Annotated in this window: 15 protein-coding genes and 1 pseudogene; 7 read left to right on the forward strand and 9 right to left on the reverse strand. The window is 70.2% G+C overall.

The window, feature by feature from the left end:
* Positions 1–71 precede the first annotated feature (71 nt).
* Complete coding sequence (locus tag ACXJ1Y_RS03380; protein ID WP_463850023.1) at positions 72–497, reverse strand: phospholipase A2 family protein; 426 nt, start codon at positions 495–497, stop codon at positions 72–74.
* A gap of 172 nt (positions 498–669) precedes the next feature.
* On the opposite strand from ACXJ1Y_RS03380, the gene ACXJ1Y_RS03385 reads away from it, so the two are divergent.
* The gene (locus tag ACXJ1Y_RS03385) at positions 670–1,788 is read left to right on the forward strand and encodes an NADH:flavin oxidoreductase/NADH oxidase (RefSeq protein WP_463848756.1); all 1,119 of its coding nucleotides are present in this window, start codon (positions 670–672) and stop codon (positions 1,786–1,788) included.
* 12 nt (positions 1,789–1,800) lie between these two features.
* Here the strand turns inward: ACXJ1Y_RS03385 and ACXJ1Y_RS03390 are convergent, their stop codons facing one another.
* Positions 1,801–2,556 carry a phosphodiester glycosidase family protein gene (locus ACXJ1Y_RS03390; RefSeq protein WP_463850024.1) on the reverse strand — a complete coding sequence of 252 codons (756 nt, stop codon included), beginning with the start codon at positions 2,554–2,556 and terminating at the stop codon, positions 1,801–1,803.
* Between the two features lie 170 nt (positions 2,557–2,726).
* Between ACXJ1Y_RS03390 and ACXJ1Y_RS03395 the strand changes: the two genes are divergently transcribed.
* The 3 genes from ACXJ1Y_RS03395 to ACXJ1Y_RS03405 all read left to right on the forward strand — a co-directional run bounded on the left by ACXJ1Y_RS03395 (position 2,727) and on the right by ACXJ1Y_RS03405 (position 5,519).
* On the forward strand, positions 2,727–3,218 hold the full coding sequence (locus ACXJ1Y_RS03395) for a hypothetical protein (RefSeq protein ID WP_463848757.1): 492 nt from the start codon (positions 2,727–2,729) through the stop codon (positions 3,216–3,218).
* 124 nt (positions 3,219–3,342) lie between these two features.
* Positions 3,343–4,650: an MFS transporter gene (locus ACXJ1Y_RS03400; protein WP_463848758.1), complete on the forward strand. Its 1,308-nt coding sequence runs from the start codon at positions 3,343–3,345 to the stop codon at positions 4,648–4,650.
* 2 nt (positions 4,651–4,652) lie between these two features.
* Positions 4,653–5,519 (forward strand): amidohydrolase family protein, encoded by an 867-nt coding sequence (locus ACXJ1Y_RS03405; protein WP_463848759.1) that lies wholly within the window; start codon positions 4,653–4,655, stop codon positions 5,517–5,519.
* Here ACXJ1Y_RS03405 and ACXJ1Y_RS03410 read toward each other — a convergent pair.
* Positions 5,516–5,692 carry a hypothetical protein gene (locus tag ACXJ1Y_RS03410; RefSeq protein ID WP_463848760.1) on the reverse strand — a complete coding sequence of 59 codons (177 nt, stop codon included), beginning with the start codon at positions 5,690–5,692 and terminating at the stop codon, positions 5,516–5,518. The two genes, ACXJ1Y_RS03405 and ACXJ1Y_RS03410, sit on opposite strands and share 4 nt — an antisense overlap.
* A 174-nt stretch (positions 5,693–5,866) precedes the next feature.
* Between ACXJ1Y_RS03410 and ACXJ1Y_RS03415 the strand changes: the two genes are divergently transcribed.
* A complete protein-coding gene (locus ACXJ1Y_RS03415; protein WP_463848761.1) occupies positions 5,867–7,159 on the forward strand; it encodes an ArgE/DapE family deacylase in 1,293 nt (430 codons plus the stop codon).
* A gap of 60 nt (positions 7,160–7,219) precedes the next feature.
* Here the strand turns inward: ACXJ1Y_RS03415 and ACXJ1Y_RS03420 are convergent, their stop codons facing one another.
* A complete protein-coding gene (locus ACXJ1Y_RS03420; RefSeq protein WP_463848762.1) occupies positions 7,220–8,281 on the reverse strand; it encodes an SDR family oxidoreductase in 1,062 nt (353 codons plus the stop codon).
* Positions 8,282–8,350: 69 nt separating this feature from the next.
* Positions 8,351–9,673: an omega-aminotransferase AptA gene (aptA, locus tag ACXJ1Y_RS03425; protein WP_463848763.1), complete on the reverse strand. Its 1,323-nt coding sequence runs from the start codon at positions 9,671–9,673 to the stop codon at positions 8,351–8,353.
* Positions 9,674–9,819: 146 nt separating this feature from the next.
* On the opposite strand from aptA, the gene ACXJ1Y_RS03430 reads away from it, so the two are divergent.
* A complete protein-coding gene (locus ACXJ1Y_RS03430; RefSeq protein WP_463848764.1) occupies positions 9,820–10,380 on the forward strand; it encodes a cupin domain-containing protein in 561 nt (186 codons plus the stop codon).
* A 103-nt stretch (positions 10,381–10,483) separates the two neighbouring features.
* On the opposite strand, the gene ACXJ1Y_RS03435 is transcribed toward ACXJ1Y_RS03430, so the two are convergent.
* The 4 genes from ACXJ1Y_RS03435 to gltX form a co-directional block, all read right to left on the reverse strand.
* Entirely contained in the window at positions 10,484–10,780 is a 297-nt protein-coding gene (locus ACXJ1Y_RS03435; protein WP_463848765.1) for an alkylphosphonate utilization protein, read from the reverse strand.
* 142 nt (positions 10,781–10,922) lie between these two features.
* Positions 10,923–12,212: a crotonyl-CoA carboxylase/reductase gene (ccrA, locus tag ACXJ1Y_RS03440; protein WP_243956373.1), complete on the reverse strand. Its 1,290-nt coding sequence runs from the start codon at positions 12,210–12,212 to the stop codon at positions 10,923–10,925.
* A 297-nt stretch (positions 12,213–12,509) separates the two neighbouring features.
* Positions 12,510–13,799, reverse strand: coding sequence for a citrate synthase (gltA, locus tag ACXJ1Y_RS03445; RefSeq protein WP_463848766.1), 1,290 nt, complete (start codon positions 13,797–13,799; stop codon positions 12,510–12,512).
* A gap of 188 nt (positions 13,800–13,987) precedes the next feature.
* Positions 13,988–15,415 carry a glutamate--tRNA ligase gene (gene gltX / locus ACXJ1Y_RS03450; protein WP_463848767.1) on the reverse strand — a complete coding sequence of 476 codons (1,428 nt, stop codon included), beginning with the start codon at positions 15,413–15,415 and terminating at the stop codon, positions 13,988–13,990.
* 262 nt (positions 15,416–15,677) lie between these two features.
* Here gltX and ACXJ1Y_RS03455 point away from each other — a divergent pair.
* Positions 15,678–16,547, forward strand: a pseudogene (locus ACXJ1Y_RS03455) (ComEC/Rec2 family competence protein); the annotation flags it as partial.
* Positions 16,548–16,549: the final 2 nt, after the last annotated feature.

Below are 16,549 nucleotides of genomic sequence, written 5' to 3' on the forward strand. Positions count from 1 at the left end.
CTAGCTTATTGTTTTTGCATCAATTTTTCCAGACACGGCTGACGCCTTCGTCTGGATCGATGCACTAGGGCTTACTCCGCGTCGTCGTCATCGCCCGGCAGGCCGATGCCGGCGGCGGGGGTGAGGGAGCCGGTGGCGGTGGGGCCGCCATCGGGGCTCGTCGGGATGGCGCCGGCACCCATGGCGATCATCCCGGCCATGGCGCGCTCCTTCTCGGGGATGCGCGGATCGCGGGAGATCATCTCGGCCTCGCGCTGGAGGCGCATGTTGCAGGCGCGAGACGGAAGCCCGCCCTGCGGAGTGCAGGCATCGTGACGGGCGCAGGCCGCGTCGAGGGCGTCGATGGGGGGCAGGGGGGCGTTGTTGCCCGGCCCGCAATAATTGCCGTGGATCAACATCTTCGGCCCGCCGAAGGCGGCGGGCTGGGCCTGGGAGGCACCCGCGAGGGCGACACAACCGGCGGCAAATACGAATGGGGCGGCGAATCTCGGAAGCATCATGATCGGAATCCTGGGCGATCTCGCCCCCTCAGGCGGCTCGCTTGGGCCGCCGCACCGCGGCGACGCACACAAAACGGGCGTTCAATCCGCAGGTTCCCGGTTCGGGACGGTGGGGCCGCTTGGCCGCACCGGGGGGTCGCCCCAGATTGACCCCATGCCGGAGGACCCCATGACCGCACGCCTGTTCGAGCCCCTGACCCTCGATTCCCTGACCCTGGAGAACCGGATCCTCATCGCGCCGATGTGCCAGTACTCGGCCCGCGACGGGGAGGCGACCGACTGGCACATGATGCATCTCGGTCAACTGGCCATGTCGGGCGCCGGGCTGCTGACGCTGGAAGCCACCGCCATCTCCCCCGAGGCGCGCATCACCGCCTGGGATCTCGGCCTCTACAACGACGGCTGCGAGCGGGCGCTGGCCCGCGTCCTCGGGGCGGTGCGCGAATACGCGCCGATCCCGGTCTGCATCCAGATCGCCCATGCCGGCCGCAAGGCGTCGAGCGACGCCCCCTGGGCCGGCGGCAAGCAGATCGCGCCGGAGCACCCCTACGGCTGGCGCACCGAGGCGCCCTCCGCCGTGGCGCACGGGGAGGGGGAGGTGCCGCCCCACGCCCTCGACGCCGCCGACCTGAAGCGGGTGCGCGATGAGTTCGTGGCCACCGCCAAGCGCGCCGTGCGCCTCGGGATCGAGGCCGTGGAGCTGCACGGCGCCCACGGCTACCTGCTGCACCAGTTCCTCTCGCCCATCGCCAACAAGCGCACGGACGAATACGGCGGCAGCCTCGCCAACCGGATGCGCTACCCGCTGGAGATCTACGACGCGGTGCGGCAGGTCGTGCCCGCCGGTGCGCCGGTCTGGTTCAGGGTCTCCGCGACGGATTGGGTGGAGGACGGCTGGGACCTCGACGAGACGGTGGAACTCGCCCAGGCCCTGAAGACGGCCGGCTCCCCGGCGATCCACGTCTCGACCGGGGGCGTCTCGCCGAAGCAGGCGATCAAGGTCGGGCCGGGCTATCAGGTGCCCTATGCCGAGCGGATCAAGGCCGAGACCGGCCTCACCACCATCGCGGTGGGGCTCATCACCGAGCCGAAGCAGGCCGAGGACATCCTCCGGGAGGGCAAGGCGGACGCGATCTCGCTGGCCCGCGCCATGCTCTACAACCCGCGCTGGCCCTGGCACGCGGCCGCCGAACTCGGCGCGCGGGTGCACGCGCCGAAGCAATACTGGCGCTCGCAGCCGCACCACCTGAAGGACCTGTTCAAGGACACCGCCTTCGGGCAGCGGTAAGATCCCGCCCCCTTACTTCGCCACCGCTCCGATCAGCGGCCCCAGCGGCCGTCCGAGATCGGAGCGCCCGAGGTTCGGCGCGTAGAGGCTCGACACCGAGCCGTCGAGGAACAGGGCGTTGCGGCAGCCGAGGTCGTCGCGGAACAGGCGGGCGAAGGCGCCGAAGCTCACGGGCCGCTCGGAGATGGCGAAGACCGCCACATGGCCCCCGTCGCGGGTGCCGACGCCGTTGCGGATCTTCTGCGACGGCCCGTCCGCCGTGATCTTCGGGTGGATCTGCCCCTCGATCACCAGCATCGGCCCGGATTGCGTGGCGAAATCGGGCTTCGGATGCGCGCGGAGATAGCGCGACGTGTCGAGCACGCCGGCCTTCTCGCCCTTCACGTAGAACACGCCGTTGGGCTTGAGGTGGAAATTGCCCGGCCCGTCCGCCGTCGAGACGCCGTGCAGCTCGCGCCCGTCCTCGACATAGAGCCCGACCGGCGCCTGATCCTTGTCGTACATGCCGCCATTCATGGCGAAGGCGAGCTTCGGACCCTGCGCCTCGGCCAGCGCCTGGAGGGAGGAATAGGCCTGCCCGTCCGGTCGGCGCCAGAACACCCGCAGGCGGCGCTTGCGTAGATCGACGGTGCAAACCGTGAAACTCTCACCCTGGGCCTGGACCGCCCGGCAGGGCTCGCTGGCCTCAGGCGCCGCGCGGGCCGGGTGAGACAGGGCGAGGCCGGCCACAAGCGCGAGGAAAGTCGAACGAAGAAGCATGGAACGCATCATCAGGTGGGTCGCGCCGCCCCTGTGCCGCCCGAAAACGGCGGTTTTCGCGCAAGGCCCCCATCCGGTGAGCACGGGACCGTGACCGCCTGCCGCGCAGGCCGTGCGAACCGTTTCACCAAGCCGCACGTTTCAGCATCGAAGGGGTTCTGAATTCTTGGAGACATGAGATGAAGGGTGCAGTGCTCGGTTCTGCGCTTCTGGCGGCCGGCGCCCTGGCGCTCGCTCCGGTGAGCGCCGATGCCCGCGGGTTCGGCGGGGGCGGATTCCACGGCGGCGGCTTCGGCGGCGGGTTCCATGGCGGCGGCTTCGGCGGCTTCCGTGGCGCGGGCTTCCGTGGCGGTTACGGTGGGTTCCGGGGTGGCTACGGCGGCTTCCGGGGCGGCTACGGCGGGTATCGCGGGTACGGCTATCGCGGCGGCTACGGTCGCGGCATCGGCTTCGGCCTGGCGGGCTTCGGCCTGGGCCTCGCGGCGGGCGGCCTCTATGGCGGCTACGGCGGGTATGGCTACCCGGGCTATGGCTACGGCTACGGCGGCGGTTACGCCCCGGTCGGCTATTACGGCGGCGATTACGGCTACGGCGGCGGCTGCTACACCGTCCCGCGCGTCCGGTGGACGCCCTACGGCTACCGCCGCGTGCTGGTCGAGCGCTGCGACTAAGACCGGCAGACGCCTGATCTGAAAGGGCCGCCCGCGAGGGCGGCCCTTTTCTTTGGATCGGCCGCAAACGTCGTTGGACAGGCTCCGGCACCGGGCCGATACTTCCGTCAAACGGGAGTGAATCATGGATACGGTCGGCGGACAGGGGACGGCGCCAAGCGCCGAGGCGGTCGAAATCCGGGACGCGAGTCTCACCGCCTTCTACCGCTCCATGACGACGCCCGAGCGGCACACCTTCTGGGCCTGCGCCGCCGGCTGGTGCCTCGACGGCATGGACTTCATGATCTACCCGCTGGTGATCGGCACGATCATCGCGCTGTGGAAGGTCGATCCCGGCACGGCGGGGCTCGCCGCCACGGTGACGCTGCTGGCCTCCGCGCTCGGCGGCTGGATCGCCGGCTTCATGGCCGACCGGATCGGCCGGGTGCTCACCCTGCAGATCACCATCCTCTGGTTCTCGTTCTTCTCCCTGGTCTGCGCCTTCGTGCAGAGCTTCGAGCAGTTGCTCGTGGCCCGCGCCCTGCTCGGCCTCGGCTTCGGTGGAGAGTGGGCGGCCGGTGCCGTGCTGATCGGCGAGACGATCCGCGCCGAGTACCGGGGCCGGGCGGTGGGCTCGGTGCAGTCGGGCTGGGCCATCGGCTGGGGCCTCGCCGTGCTCTCCCAGGCGATCCTGTTCTCGGCGCTCCCGCCCGAGAGCGCGTGGCGCTGGATGTTCGCCGTGGGCGCCCTGCCGGCGCTGCTGGTCTTCTACCTGCGCCGCCACGTGAAGGAGCCGGAGGTCGCCGTGCGCACCCGCGCCGCCGCCGCCGCGAGCGGCGACCGGCCGAAGCTGTGGGAGATCTTCTCCGGCCCGATCCTCGGCACCACCATCCTCGCCTCGCTGGCGGCGGCGGGCTGCCAGGGCGGCTACTACGCCATCACCACCTGGGTGCCGCGCTTCCTGACGACGGAGCGCCACCTCTCCATCGTCTCCTCCACCGGCTACCTCGCGGCGCTGATCGTCGGCTCGTTCACCGGCTACCTCGTCGGCGCGTGGCTCGCGGACAAGCTCGGGCGGCGCCCGCTCTTCCTGATCTTCTCGCTGGGGGCCATCGCGGTCATCGTCGCCTACACGCAATTGCCGCTCTCGAACGGCGTGCTCTGGGTGCTCGGCTTCCCGCTGGGCTTCTTCGCCTCCGGCTACTTCTCCGGCATGGGCGCCTTCCTCACCGAACTCTACCCGACGCGCCTGCGCGGCTCGGGGCAGGGCTTCTGCTACAATTTCGGGCGGGGCCTCGGCGCCCTGTTCCCGGCCCTCGTCGGCTACCTGTCGGAGCGGGTCGGGCTCGCCTCGGCCATCGCCCTGTTCGCGGCCATCGCCTACGGCATGTTCTTCCTCGCCGCCTTCGCTCTGCCCGAGACGCGCGGGCGCGTCCTCCACGCGGACACCTGACCATGAGCGACATCCGCGACTGCCCGGCCCCCGATCCGCATCCCGGCGGCCCGACGCGCTACGCGGTGCCGCCGGGCGCCGTCGACACCCACGCCCACGTCATCGGCCTGCCGCCGGCCTATCCGTTCGTCGCCGAGCGCAGCTACACCCCGCCCGAGGCGCCGGCCGCGCGCTACCTCGCCATGCTCGACGCCACGGGCATGGCGCACGGTGTCCTCGTGCAGGTGAGCGTCCACGGCACGGACAACCGGCTGATGGTCGAGACCCTCAAGGCGAACCGGCAGCGCCTGCGCGGCATCGCGGTCATTCCGCTGGGCCTGCCCGACCGGGACCTCGCCGACCTCAAGGAGGCGGGGGTGACGGGTCTGCGCCTCAACGTGCTGTTCGGGGGCGGCGTCGGCCTCGATCAGGTCGAGCGCTACGGCGCGCTCGCCCGCGAGATGGGCTGGCACCTGCAATTCCTGCTCGACGCGCGGCACCTGCCGGAGATGGCCGGCCTGATGGCGCGCCTGCCGGTGCCCCTGGTCTTCGACCATATGGGCCACATGCCGGCCTCGGCCGGATTGGACCATCCCGGCTTCCAGGCGCTCCTCGGCCTCGTCCGGGACGGGAACTACGTGAAGCTCTCCGGTGCCTTCCGCGTGTCGGACGCCGGACCGCCCTATGCGGACACGATCCCCATGGCCCGCGCCCTCAACGACGCGGCGCCCGAGCGCTGCCTCTGGGGCTCGGACTGGCCGCATGTCGCCGCCTGGGACGGGCCGCCGAAACTGCCGGCGCTCCTCGACCTGATGGCGGAGTGGGTGCCCGACGAACAAAGCCGGCGGATGCTCTTCGTCGACAACCCGAAGCGGCTCTACGGTTTCTAGCGGCGGCGGGTCTCGTCCTGGGGCAGGTGGCGGCCGTAGACCTCCTCCTTCTCCGCCCTCTGGCGGATCATCTCGGCATAGGCTTCCCGCATCTCCGGGGAGACGGCGATGCTCTTGCCCTTGCTCGGCTTGCGCTTGGGCGCCTTCTTGAAGGTGTCCCCGATCTCGCTCATGCGATGCCCTCCGATCCGGGCGGGGATCGCGGCCCCCGCCTGCGAGGGCCGCAGCCAACGCAGCAAAGGCGCGATTCGGCAAGGCCATGGGGCTGCGACACACGGGAAGGGCGCGATCCGCCGTTGACAGGATCGCCCTGCCGGCTTCCCCTTCCGTGCCACGAAGGAGTGCCCATGCCGCTGGACCCGACGCTCGCCGCCGAGATCGAAGCCGCCGTCGCGGACGGGTTTGATGCCCAGGTGGAGCACACGCGCAACCTCGTCCGGTTCGCGTCGCTGCGCGGGCAGGAGCAGGCCTGCCAGGATTACGTGTTCGAGACCTTCCGGGCGCGGGGCTACGCCGCCGAGCGCTTCGCCATGGACCGGGCGGCGCTCGACGCCCATCCCGGCGGCGGCCGGATCGACGAGCGCCATTCGGACGCGCCGATCGTGGTCTGTCATCACCGACCGGCGGGGCAGGCGGGCCGCTCGCTGATCCTGCAGGCGCATGTGGACGTGGTGCCGACCGGCCCCCTCGACCTGTGGCGCCACCCGCCCTTCGACCCGGTGATCGAGGGCGACTGGCTCTACGGCCGGGGCGCGGGCGACATGAAGGCGGGCCATGCGGCCAACCTCTTCGCCCTCGACGCCCTCGGCCGGCTTGGCCTGCAGCCGGCCTCCGCCGTCACGATCCAATCGGTGGTGGAAGAGGAATCCACCGGCAACGGCGCGCTGGCGGCGCATCTGCGCGGCTACCGGGCGGATGCAGTGTTCATCCCCGAGCCGGAGGACGAGGCCCTGGTGCGGGCCAATACGGGGGTGATCTGGTTCACGGTGGAGGTGCGCGGCCGCCCCGTCCATGTCCGCGAGATGGGCGCGGGCGCCAACGCCATCGACGCCCTGTGGCGGGTGGTCGGCGCGCTGCGCGAGGTCGAGGCGCGCTGGAACGACGAGCGCAGCCAGCATCGCCATTTCGAGACCGAGGCGCACCCGATCAACCTCAACATCGGCCGCATCGCCGGGGGCGACTGGGCCTCCTCGGTGCCGGCCTGGGCGCGGGCCGATTGCCGGATCGCCCTCTATCCCGGCACGCGGGCGGCCGACGCCGCCGCCGCCATCGAGGAGGCCGTCGCCCGCTTCGCTTCGGGCGATGCGTTCCTGGCGCGGAACCCGCCCCTCGTGCGCTTCAACGGCTTCATGGCCGAGGGCTACGTGCTGGAGGAGGGCTCGGAGGCCGAAGCCGTGCTCGGTCGCGCCCACGAGCGGGCGACGGGCAAGGCGCTCACCAGCTTCATGTCGCCGAGCTACCTCGATACCCGTGTCCACGCTCTCTACGAAAACGTGCCGGCCCTCTGCTACGGACCCCATGCGGAGAACATCCACGGCTTCGACGAGCGCGTCAGCCTCGCCTCCGTGAAGCGTTCCACCACCGCCATGGCCCTGTTCGTGGCCGAATGGTGCGGGGTGGAGCGGAAGGCCTCTTCCTAGTGCATCGATCCAGACGAAGGCGTCAGCCGTGTCTAGGAAAAATTGATGTGAAACAAGAAGCTAGGGGATGAGCCGGTCGGCCCGCAGCTGCGCGAACAGGTCGAAGAAGGCGTCGTCGGTCGGCTCGTAGGCGGTGAAGCCGAGGCGGCGGCTGCGGCCCATGTCGGTGACGACTTCGATGGGCCGCCCGAGATCGGCATCCGTGTGCCAGGGCGATGCGAGCTTGGTCAGATCCGGCTCGGCGAGGGTGTGGCGCTTCGCGATCTCGGCCCAGAGAGGGCCGTCGCCGGCCATGCGCGGCTCCAACGGACGGTGCGTGCCGTCGAAGGGCGCGGCCTCGATGCCGAACCATTCCGCGAGGCGGCCCCACATCCAGCTCCAGCGGAAGACGTCGCCGTTCACGACGTTGAAGGCGAGGTTCCGGGCCTTCGGCTCGGTGGAGGCCCAGAGCAGGTGCCGGGCGAGGAGCTGCGCGTCGGTCATGTCGGTGAGGCCGTTCCACTGCGCCGCCGAGCCGGGGAACACGAAGGGCTCCCCCTTCTCGCGGCACAGGGTGGCGTAGCAGGCGAGCGTGGTCCCCATGTTCATGGCGTTGCCCACCGCCTTGCCGATGATCGTGTGCGGGCGGTGGACGCTCCACGTGAACCCGTCGCGCTCGGCCGCCGCGAACAGGGCGTCCTCCTGCGCATAGTAGAAGTTCTCGACCGGCAGCCGCCCCTGCTCCTCGCGGAACGGGGTCTGCGGCAGGGTGCCCTTCCCGTAGGCCTCGAACGGGCCGAGATAGTGCTTCAGCCCGGTGACGAGGGCGGCGTGGCGCAGGCTCGCCTGCGGACGCAGCACGTCGAGCACGCCCGCGACCATCGCCCCATTCACGCGGATCATCTCCGCTTCCGTGTCCCGGCGCTGCCACGTCGCCAGCACCAGATGGGTCGGGGCGAGATCCTTCAGGGCGGCCTCCAGGGAGGCGCGGTCCTGCAGATCCGCGGCGACGGGCTCGACGCCCTCCTGCGCGGTCGGGCGCCGGGCGAGCCCCGCGACGCGCCAGCCCTCGGCGACGAAGCGCGACGCGGCCGCGCTGCCGACGATGCCGCTCGCGCCGACGATCAGGACGGTATTGGTCATTGGTCAGCCTCATTCCGCCCCTTCGACGAGGCAACCTGTCCGGCGGCAACCCCTGAGGCGGGGGAGGGTTCAGGCCACCCGGTCGATGGCCGCGCCCAGCACCTCGGCCATCTCGGCGATCTGCCCCGGCTCGACGATGAGCGGCGGCGACAGGGCGACGATGTCCCCGGTCACGCGGACGAGAAGCCCGCGCTGGAAGCAATCCACGAACACCTCGTAGGCGCGCTTGCCCGGCGCGTCGGGGCGCGATTCGAGTTCGATGCCGGCGACGAGGCCCAGCGTGCGGATGTCGATGACGTGCTTGCGCCCGCGCAGGTCGTGCATCGCCGAGGCCCAATCGTCGCCAAGGTCGGCGGCGCGGGTGAGGAGCCCTTCCTCCCGGTAGATGTCCAGCGTCGCGATGCCGGCGGCGCAGGCCACCGGATGCCCGGAATAGGTGTAGCCGTGGAACAGCTCGATCCCGTCCGGCCCCTGCATCAGCCCGTCGTGGATCTGCCGGCTCGCGAAGACCACGCCCATCGGCACGGTGCCGTTGGTGAGGCCCTTGGCGGCGGTGACGAGGTCCGGCGTCACGCCGAAATAATCGGTGGCGAAGGGCGCGCCGAGGCGGCCGAAGCCGGTGATGACCTCATCGAAGATCAGCAGGATGCCGTGCTTCGTGCAGATCTCGCGCAGGCGCTCCAGATAGCCCTTCGGCGGCACGAGGACGCCGGTCGAGCCCGAGAGCGGCTCCACGATGCAGGCGGCGATGGTCTCGGCCCCGTGCAGGGCGACGAGGCGTTCGAGGTCGTCGGCGAGTTCGGCGCCGTGCTCCGGCTGGCCCTTCGTGAAGGCGTTGCGGGCGGGATCGTGCGTGTGGCGCAGGTGGTCCGCGCCGGGGAGCTGCGGGAACACCCGGCGGTTCGAGACGATGCCGCCCACCGTGATGCCGCCGAACCCGACGCCGTGATAGCCGCGCTCGCGCCCGATCAGCCGGGTGCGGGTGCCCTGGCCGATGGAGCGCTGGTAGGCCAGCGCGATCTTGAGGGCGGTGTCGACCGCTTCGGAGCCGGAATTGGTGAAGAACACCCGGTCGAGGCCGCCCGGCGCGATCTCCGCGAGGCGTTCGGCGAATTCGAAGGCGATGGGGTGGCCCATCTGGAAGGTCGGCGCGAAATCGAGGGTCGAGAGCTGGCGCTCCACCGCCGCCGCGATCTGCCGACGCCCATGGCCGGCATTCACGCACCACAGGCCGGCGGTGCCGTCGAGGACCGTGCGCCCGTCATCCGCCGTGTAGTGCATCCCCTCGGCCGAGACGAGCATGCGGGGCGCCGCCTTGAACTGGCGGTTCGCCGTGAACGGCATCCAGAAGGCGTCGAGGGAGGGGGTGTTGCGCGAGCGATGGTCGGTCATCAACGGGCTCCGGCTCTGTCCCCGGCAGGGGATACCCAATCGGTTGCAGCAACAAGTCCTTTTCTGGTGCGCGCCAACCCCTTGCGGGGGCTTGTGTAGAGGCTGCACTGTTGCGGGATCCGCAACACCTGCAACGGACCCCGCCCATGGACGTCGATGTCGGCGAGCGCCTGCGCTTCGTGCGGGTGCGTCACGGCCTGTCGCAGCGCACCCTGGCCAAGCGCGCGGGCGTCACCAACTCGGCGATTTCGCTGATCGAGGCGAACCGGGTGAACCCCTCCGTCGGCGCGCTGAAGCGCATCCTCGACGGCATCCCCATCGGCATGGCCGAGTTCTTCGCCGTCGAGCCGGAGCCGGAGCGCAAGGCGTTCTTCGCCGCCGAGGAGTTGACCGAGATCGGACGCCGCTCGGCGCGGGGCGGCATCTCCTTCCGGCAGGTGGGCGACAACCTCTTCGGCCGCCGCCTGCAGATCCTGAAGGAACGCTACGAGCCCGGCGCGGATACCGGCCGGGTGCTCCTCAGCCATGACGGGGAGGAGGGCGGGATCGTGCTCAGCGGACGGCTGGAGGTCACGGTCGGCGAGGAGCGCCGCATCCTCGGCCCCGGCGACGCCTACAGCTTCGACAGCCGCCGCCTCCACCGCTTCCGCTGCGTCGGCCCGCAGCCCTGCGAGGTCGTGAGCGCCTGCACCCCGCCGAGTTTTTGATCTGTTCGAAGTGATCGCAGCCCAAACCTCTTCCTGAGGTGCTGCGGAGCAGCCTCGAAGGATGAGGGCGGGCGCAGGGAGAATCCCGTTACTGGAGCCGGAATCAGCGCTTGCGCACGAACTCCGTGCGCAGGACCAAGCCCTTGATCGTGTCGTGGCGGCAGTCGATCTCGTCGGGGTCGTCCGTCAGGCGGATCGAGCGGATCACCGTGCCCTGCTTCAGGGTCGTGCTCGTGCCCTTGACCTTCAGGTCCTTGATCAGCGTCACCGCATCGCCGTCGGCAAGGGCATTGCCGGCCGCGTCGCGGACCACGACGGCGGCAGGGGCGGACGCCGCGCCGGGGGGCAGCCACTCGCCGGTGGCCTCATCGTACACGTAGGATTCGTCGTCGCCGGTCACGTCTCGGGGCTCCCGCCGCGCCGTTCCTCGAAAGCAGGAACGGCCTGTCAAGCGTCGCCGTTGTCGCGCCCCGCCCGGCGACGGGCAAGGGCGGACCACGCAGGGCAGCACCGCTTCAAGGCGGTGCCGCCCTGCGTAAGCCTTACCGCTTGAGCGGACCGGCCTCGATCACGTCCTCGACGGTCCGGAGACCGGCGCGGGGGGAGTTCACGAGGCAGGCCATGTTGCCCGGCGGGTGCTGGTTCTTCCACATCTTGGTGTGGGCCTGGGGGATCTTGTCCCAGGGGAAGACCTCGCTCATGCACGGGTCGATCCGGCGATCCAGCACGAACTGGTTCGCGGCCGAGGCCTGCTTGAGATGGGCGAAATGCGAACCCTGGATGCGCTTCTGGCGCATCCACACGTAGCGGGCGTCGAAGGTGATGTTGAAGCCGGTGGTGCCGGCGCAGAACACCACCATGCCGCCGCGCTTAACCACCAGCGCCGAGACCGGGAAGGTCGCCTCGCCGGGGTGCTCGAACACGATGTCGACGTCGTTGCCCTTGCCGGTGATGTCCCAGATCGCCTTGCCGAATTTTCTCGCCTCTTTCGTCCAGGCGTGAAACTCAGGGGAGTTCACCTTCGGCAATTGGCCCCAGCAATCGAAGTCCTTGCGGTTGATGACGCCCTTGGCGCCGAGGCTCATCACGTAGTCGCGCTTCGACTCGTCCGAGATCACGGCGATGGCGTTGGCGCCCGAGGCCGCGCAGAGCTGCACGCCGAACACGCCGAGGCCGCCGGAGGCACCCCAGATCAGCACGTTCTGGCCGGGCTTCACCGTGTGCGGGGCGTGGCCGAACAGCATCCGGTAGGCGGTGGCGAGGGTCAGCGTGTAGCAGGCGGCCTCTTCCCAGGTGAGGTGCTGCGGACGCTTCATCAGCTGGCGCGACTGCACCCGGCAGAACTGGGCGAAGGAGCCGTCGCCGGTCTCGTAACCCCAGATGCGCTGCGAGGGCGAGAACATCGGGTCGCCGCCGTTGCACTCCTCGTCGTCGCCGTCGTCGCGGTTGCAGTGGACGATGACCTCGTCACCGACCTTCCAGCGCTTCACCTTGGAGCCGACCTTCCAGACGATGCCCGACGCGTCGGAGCCGGCGATGTGGTACTCGCCCTTGTGCACGTCGAAGGGCGAGATCGGCTCGCCGAGGCCGGCCCAGACGCCGTTGTAGTTGACGCCGGCGGCCATGACGTAGACCAGCACCTCGTCGTCGCCGATGTCCCACACCGGCAGGACTTCGAGCTGATGCGACTGCTCCGGCGGCCCATGGCGCTCACGCCGGATCGCCCAGGCATACATCTTGGCCGGCACGTGACCGAGGGGGGGGATCTCCCCCATCTCGTAGAGGTCCTTGACCTCGCGACCCGCTTCCTGGATCGCAGCGCTCGCCGCCATCTCCATCTCCTCGCTGACGCGCGGTCTTATGCAGTGCCGCGGTTCTTCGACGTTCGCCTATAGCTGCGTTGCGAAGAGGCTCCAAGTGGGCCGAAAGTCGGAGATAGCTGGGTTTTCGCACGAACGACGCCGCCCCGCAGAGCAGAGACCGGGCGCATTCAAAATCCGCTTCTCGTTCGTCCAAACATTATTCGGCCGGGACCGGCGCGGTGCGACACCAATTCAGTCCCGCCAGGGCGCCTCCGAAACGAGAAAGGCGGCCCGGAGGCCGCCTTTCGTCATCCCGTCGCGCCGGCCTCAGCCGCGCGAATTGATCGGCACGTAGTCGCGCTTGTCCGGCCCGACATAGAGCTGGCGCGGACGGCCGATCTTCTGCTGCGGGTCCTCGATCATCTCGGCCCACTGGGCGATCCAGCCCACCGTCCGCGCCACGGCGAAGAGCACCGTGAACATGTCGGTCGGGAAGCCCATCGCCTTCAGGGTGATGCCCGAGTAGAAATCGATGTTCGGGTAGAGCTTCTTCTCGATGAAGTACTCGTCCTTGAGGGCGATCTGCTCCAGCTGCACGGCGACTTCGAGCAGCGGATCGTCCTGGTGGCCGAGTTCCTTCAGGACCTCGTGCGTCACCTTCTGCATCAGGCGGGCGCGCGGGTCGTAGTTCTTGTAGACGCGGTGGCCGAAGCCCATCAGGCGGAACGGATCGTTCTTGTCCTTGGCCTTGGCGACGTACTTGCCGACGTTCTCGGGCTTGCCGATCTCCATCAGCATCTTCAGCGCGGCCTCGTTGGCGCCGCCATGGGCCGGGCCCCACAGGCAGGCGATGCCGGCCGCGATGCAGGCGAAGGGGTTGGCGCCCGAGGAGCCGGCCAGACGCACCGTCGAGGTCGAGGCGTTCTGCTCGTGGTCGGCGTGCAGGATGAAGATCTTGTCCAGCGCCTTGGCGAAGACCGGGTTCACCTCATAATCCTCGCACGGCACGGCGTAGCACATGCGCAGGAAGTTCGAGGCGTAGTCGAGATCGTTCTTCGGATAGACGAAGGGCTGGCCGATCGAATACTTGTAGGCCATCGCCGCCAGGGTCGGCATCTTGGCGATCATGCGGATCGACGCGATCAGCCGCTGGTTCTCGTCGGTGATGTCGGTCGAGTCGTGGTAGAAGGCCGAGAGGGCGCCGACGGAGGCGACCATCACCGCCATCGGGTGCGCGTCGCGGCGGAAGCCGGTGAAGAACCGGTTCATCTGGTCGTGCACCATGGTGTGGCGCGTGACGCGGTAATCGAAGTCGGACTTCTGGGCCTCGGTCGGCAGGGTGCCGAACAGCATCAGGTAGCAGGTCTCGAGGAAGTCACCCTGCTCGGCCAGCTGCTCGATCGGGTAGCCGCGATAGAGCAGCACGCCCTCGTCGCCGTCGATGTAGGTGATCTTCGATTCGCAGGAGGCCGTCGAGGTGAAGCCCGGATCGAAGGTGAAGGCCCCCGTCTGCGCGTAGAGCTTGCTGATATCGACGACGTCCGGCCCGATCGTACCGGATTTCACCGGCAGTTCGATCTGCTTTCCGTCCACGGTGATGGTGCTGGTGCCGCTCATGGGACGTGGACCCTTCTGGTGGGACGTGACGAGACCGGTTCCGCTCCCCCGAGGCGACCCCGGACTCGTGAGCGCACCGCACATTATTTTGCGGTTGCTCACAGAACCCCCGGTTAGCCGAACGGCAGTGCAGCGGCAACGGGCAGGGTGACAAAGCCCGCCGCCCGCAATGCGAAATCCGGGCCGGGTCAGGCCTGCGGGATCTGTTCCCCCAGGCGGGCGAGGCTCTCGGTCCGCCCCAGCACGGCCATCACGTCGAACAGGGGCGGGGAGGTGGTCCGGCCGGTGAGCGCAGCGCGCAGTGGCTGCGCCACCTGCCCGAGCTTGCAGCCGGCTGCCTCGGCGTACTGGCGCACCGCACCCTCGGTCGCCGCCGCGCTCCAATCGGGCAGGGCTTCCAAGGCCGGCAGCACCGCCGCGATGCGGGCGCGGCCCTCCTCCGACAGGAGGGCCTTCGCCTTCTCGTCGGGCACGAGCGGCCGGGCGGCGGTGAGGTAATAGGCGCTGTCGAGGAGTTCGATCAGCGTCTTGGCGCGCTCCTTCAGACCCGGCATGGCGAGCGTCAGCTTCTCCCGCAGGTCGTCGGACAGGGGCACGGGGATGCCGCGCTCCGGGCCGACCTGGGGCAGGATCGCCTCGATGGCGGCCACGAGCTCGGCATCGCCGCTGTTGCGGATGTAGAAGCCGTTGAGATTCGCGAGCTTCACGAAGTCGAAGCGCGAGGCCGAGCGGCCGACCGCGCCGAGATCGAAGGCCGCGACCATCTCTTCCGTCGAGAAGACCTCCTGGTCGCCGTGGCTCCAGCCGAGGCGGACGAGGTAGTTGCGCAGGGCCGAGGGCAGGTAGCCGAGGTCGCGATAGGCCTCGACGCCGAGCGCCCCGTGGCGCTTCGAGAGCTTGGCGCCGTCCGCCCCGTGGATCAGCGGGATATGCGCCATCTTTGGCACCTCCCATCCGATCGCCGAGAAGATCTGGCTCTGGCGGGCGGCGTTGGTAAGGTGGTCGTCGCCGCGGATGATCTGCGTGACGCCCATGTCGTGGTCGTCCACCACCACGGCGAGCATGTAGGTCGGCGTCCCGTCCGAGCGCAGCAGCACGAGGTCGTCGAGGTCGCGATTCGCCCAGGTCACGCGGCCCTGCACCGCGTCGTCCACCACGGTCTCGCCTTCCAGCGGCGCCCGCAGGCGGATGACCGGCTTCACGCCCGCCGGCGCCTCGGCGGGATCGCGGTCACGCCAGCGCCCGTCGTAGCGCAGCGGCTTGCCCTCGGCGCGGGCCTGCTCGCGCATCTGGGTCAGCTCGTCCTGCGAGGCGTAGCAGCGATAGGCGCGGCCGGCGGCGAGCAGGTCGTCCACCACCTGCCGGTGGCGCTCGGCGCGGGCGAACTGGAACACCACGTCCCCGTCCCAATCCAGGCCGAGCCAGCGCAGCCCTTCGAGGATCGCGTCGATGGCCGCCTTGGTCGAGCGCTCGCGGTCGGTGTCCTCGATGCGCAGCAGCATCCGCCCGCCGTGGTGGCGGGCATAGAGCCAGTTGAACAGGGCGGTGCGCGCCCCGCCGATATGGAGGAAGCCGGTGGGCGAGGGGGCAAAGCGCGTGACGACGGGAGACGACATCTTTTTTCGGACTGGCGGAGGAGCCGGCGGCGGCCGGGACCGGGAATGCGGGGGAAAGCGCGGCGACGCAAGTTCGATCCCTGCGTGTCGTCGCGTCGGCCTGTTCGCTGCCGGCGACAGGGCATTGCTCCGCCCGCCGGGTCAAGTGCCTGGGGGTGAGATCGCCCCATACCCCGCGCGGGACTGTCGCCGGGCTCGGCCGCTACGCTAAGCATCGGGCGGGCGCCCGCGGCATCGTGGGCGATGTCGCGGACGGCTCTCGATGCAGCGGATCGGTACGGGCATGGCGGCGGCGGCGAGCGCCCGCTTCCGCGCCCCGGACCTTGCGCTCGGCGCCCTGCGCGGACACTTCCTGCATGCCCTCGCCCTGGAGGCCGGGCAGCGGCGGCTGTTCCCCTGGCTCGCCGTCGCGTTCGGCGCCGGCATCCTCGTGTTCTTCGCGGGCGCCGACGGGCGGCCCTTCCTGCCCGCACCGCTGGCGGTCGGCGCGGCCTGCCTCCTCCTCGCCACCCGGCTCGGCGCGCGGCCGGGGGCGATGGCCCTGGCGCTCGCCCTCGGTTTCGCCTGCCTCGGCTTCTTCGCCGCCGCGTGGCGGGTGGAGCGCGTCGCCGCGCCGGTCCTGACGCGGACCCTGGTCGGCCCGCTCACCGGGCTGATCGAGGCTTTCGACGAGCGGGAGGAGGGGGCGCGGCTCATCGTCCGCGTCGAGAGCTTCGGCACCCTGCCGCCGGAGGCGCGGCCGTTTCGGGTGCGGGTCTCGTTCCGCAAGGCGCCGCCGCTGAGGCCCGGCGACACGGTGAGCGCCACGGCGCGGCTGCTGCCCCCGCCGGAGGCCGCACGGCCGGGGGGCTACGACTTCGCCCGGGACGCGTATTTCCAGGGCATCGGCGCGGTGGGCTCGCTCACCGGGGCGATCACCGTGCGGCCGACGCCGGACCTGCCGCCCTCGCTCCGGTTCGCCGCCGCCCTGGACGACGCCCGCAACGCCCTGACCCGGCGGATCGCCGACAGCTACGGCGGCCAGCCCGGCGCCGTCGCCGCCGCCCTCGTCACCGGCAAGCGCGGGCTGATCGGCCCCCAGGCCAACGACGCCCTGCGCGCGGCGGGCATCTACCACGTCGTAACGTCTTCAAG

Source organism: Methylobacterium sp. TK26 (genome assembly GCF_055361565.1).

What these genes read in the sequence shown, in the direction of transcription:
- ACXJ1Y_RS03430 (WP_463848764.1), top strand. Translation starts at nt 9,820, where the DNA reads ATGGACGTCGATGTCGGCGAGCGCCTGCGCTTCGTGCGGGTGCGTCAC.
- ACXJ1Y_RS03405 (WP_463848759.1), top strand. Translation starts at nt 4,653, where the DNA reads ATGAGCGACATCCGCGACTGCCCGGCCCCCGATCCGCATCCCGGCGGC.
- ACXJ1Y_RS03380 (WP_463850023.1), bottom strand. Translation starts at nt 497, where the DNA reads ATGCTTCCGAGATTCGCCGCCCCATTCGTATTTGCCGCCGGTTGTGTC.
- gltA (WP_463848766.1), bottom strand. Translation starts at nt 13,799, where the DNA reads ATGAGCGGCACCAGCACCATCACCGTGGACGGAAAGCAGATCGAACTG.
- ACXJ1Y_RS03390 (WP_463850024.1), bottom strand. Translation starts at nt 2,556, where the DNA reads ATGCGTTCCATGCTTCTTCGTTCGACTTTCCTCGCGCTTGTGGCCGGC.
- ACXJ1Y_RS03395 (WP_463848757.1), top strand. Translation starts at nt 2,727, where the DNA reads ATGAAGGGTGCAGTGCTCGGTTCTGCGCTTCTGGCGGCCGGCGCCCTG.
- ACXJ1Y_RS03415 (WP_463848761.1), top strand. Translation starts at nt 5,867, where the DNA reads ATGCCGCTGGACCCGACGCTCGCCGCCGAGATCGAAGCCGCCGTCGCG.
- ACXJ1Y_RS03410 (WP_463848760.1), bottom strand. Translation starts at nt 5,692, where the DNA reads ATGAGCGAGATCGGGGACACCTTCAAGAAGGCGCCCAAGCGCAAGCCG.
- ACXJ1Y_RS03385 (WP_463848756.1), top strand. Translation starts at nt 670, where the DNA reads ATGACCGCACGCCTGTTCGAGCCCCTGACCCTCGATTCCCTGACCCTG.
- ACXJ1Y_RS03420 (WP_463848762.1), bottom strand. Translation starts at nt 8,281, where the DNA reads ATGACCAATACCGTCCTGATCGTCGGCGCGAGCGGCATCGTCGGCAGC.
- ccrA (WP_243956373.1), bottom strand. Translation starts at nt 12,212, where the DNA reads ATGGCGGCGAGCGCTGCGATCCAGGAAGCGGGTCGCGAGGTCAAGGAC.
- gltX (WP_463848767.1), bottom strand. Translation starts at nt 15,415, where the DNA reads ATGTCGTCTCCCGTCGTCACGCGCTTTGCCCCCTCGCCCACCGGCTTC.
- aptA (WP_463848763.1), bottom strand. Translation starts at nt 9,673, where the DNA reads ATGACCGACCATCGCTCGCGCAACACCCCCTCCCTCGACGCCTTCTGG.
- ACXJ1Y_RS03400 (WP_463848758.1), top strand. Translation starts at nt 3,343, where the DNA reads ATGGATACGGTCGGCGGACAGGGGACGGCGCCAAGCGCCGAGGCGGTC.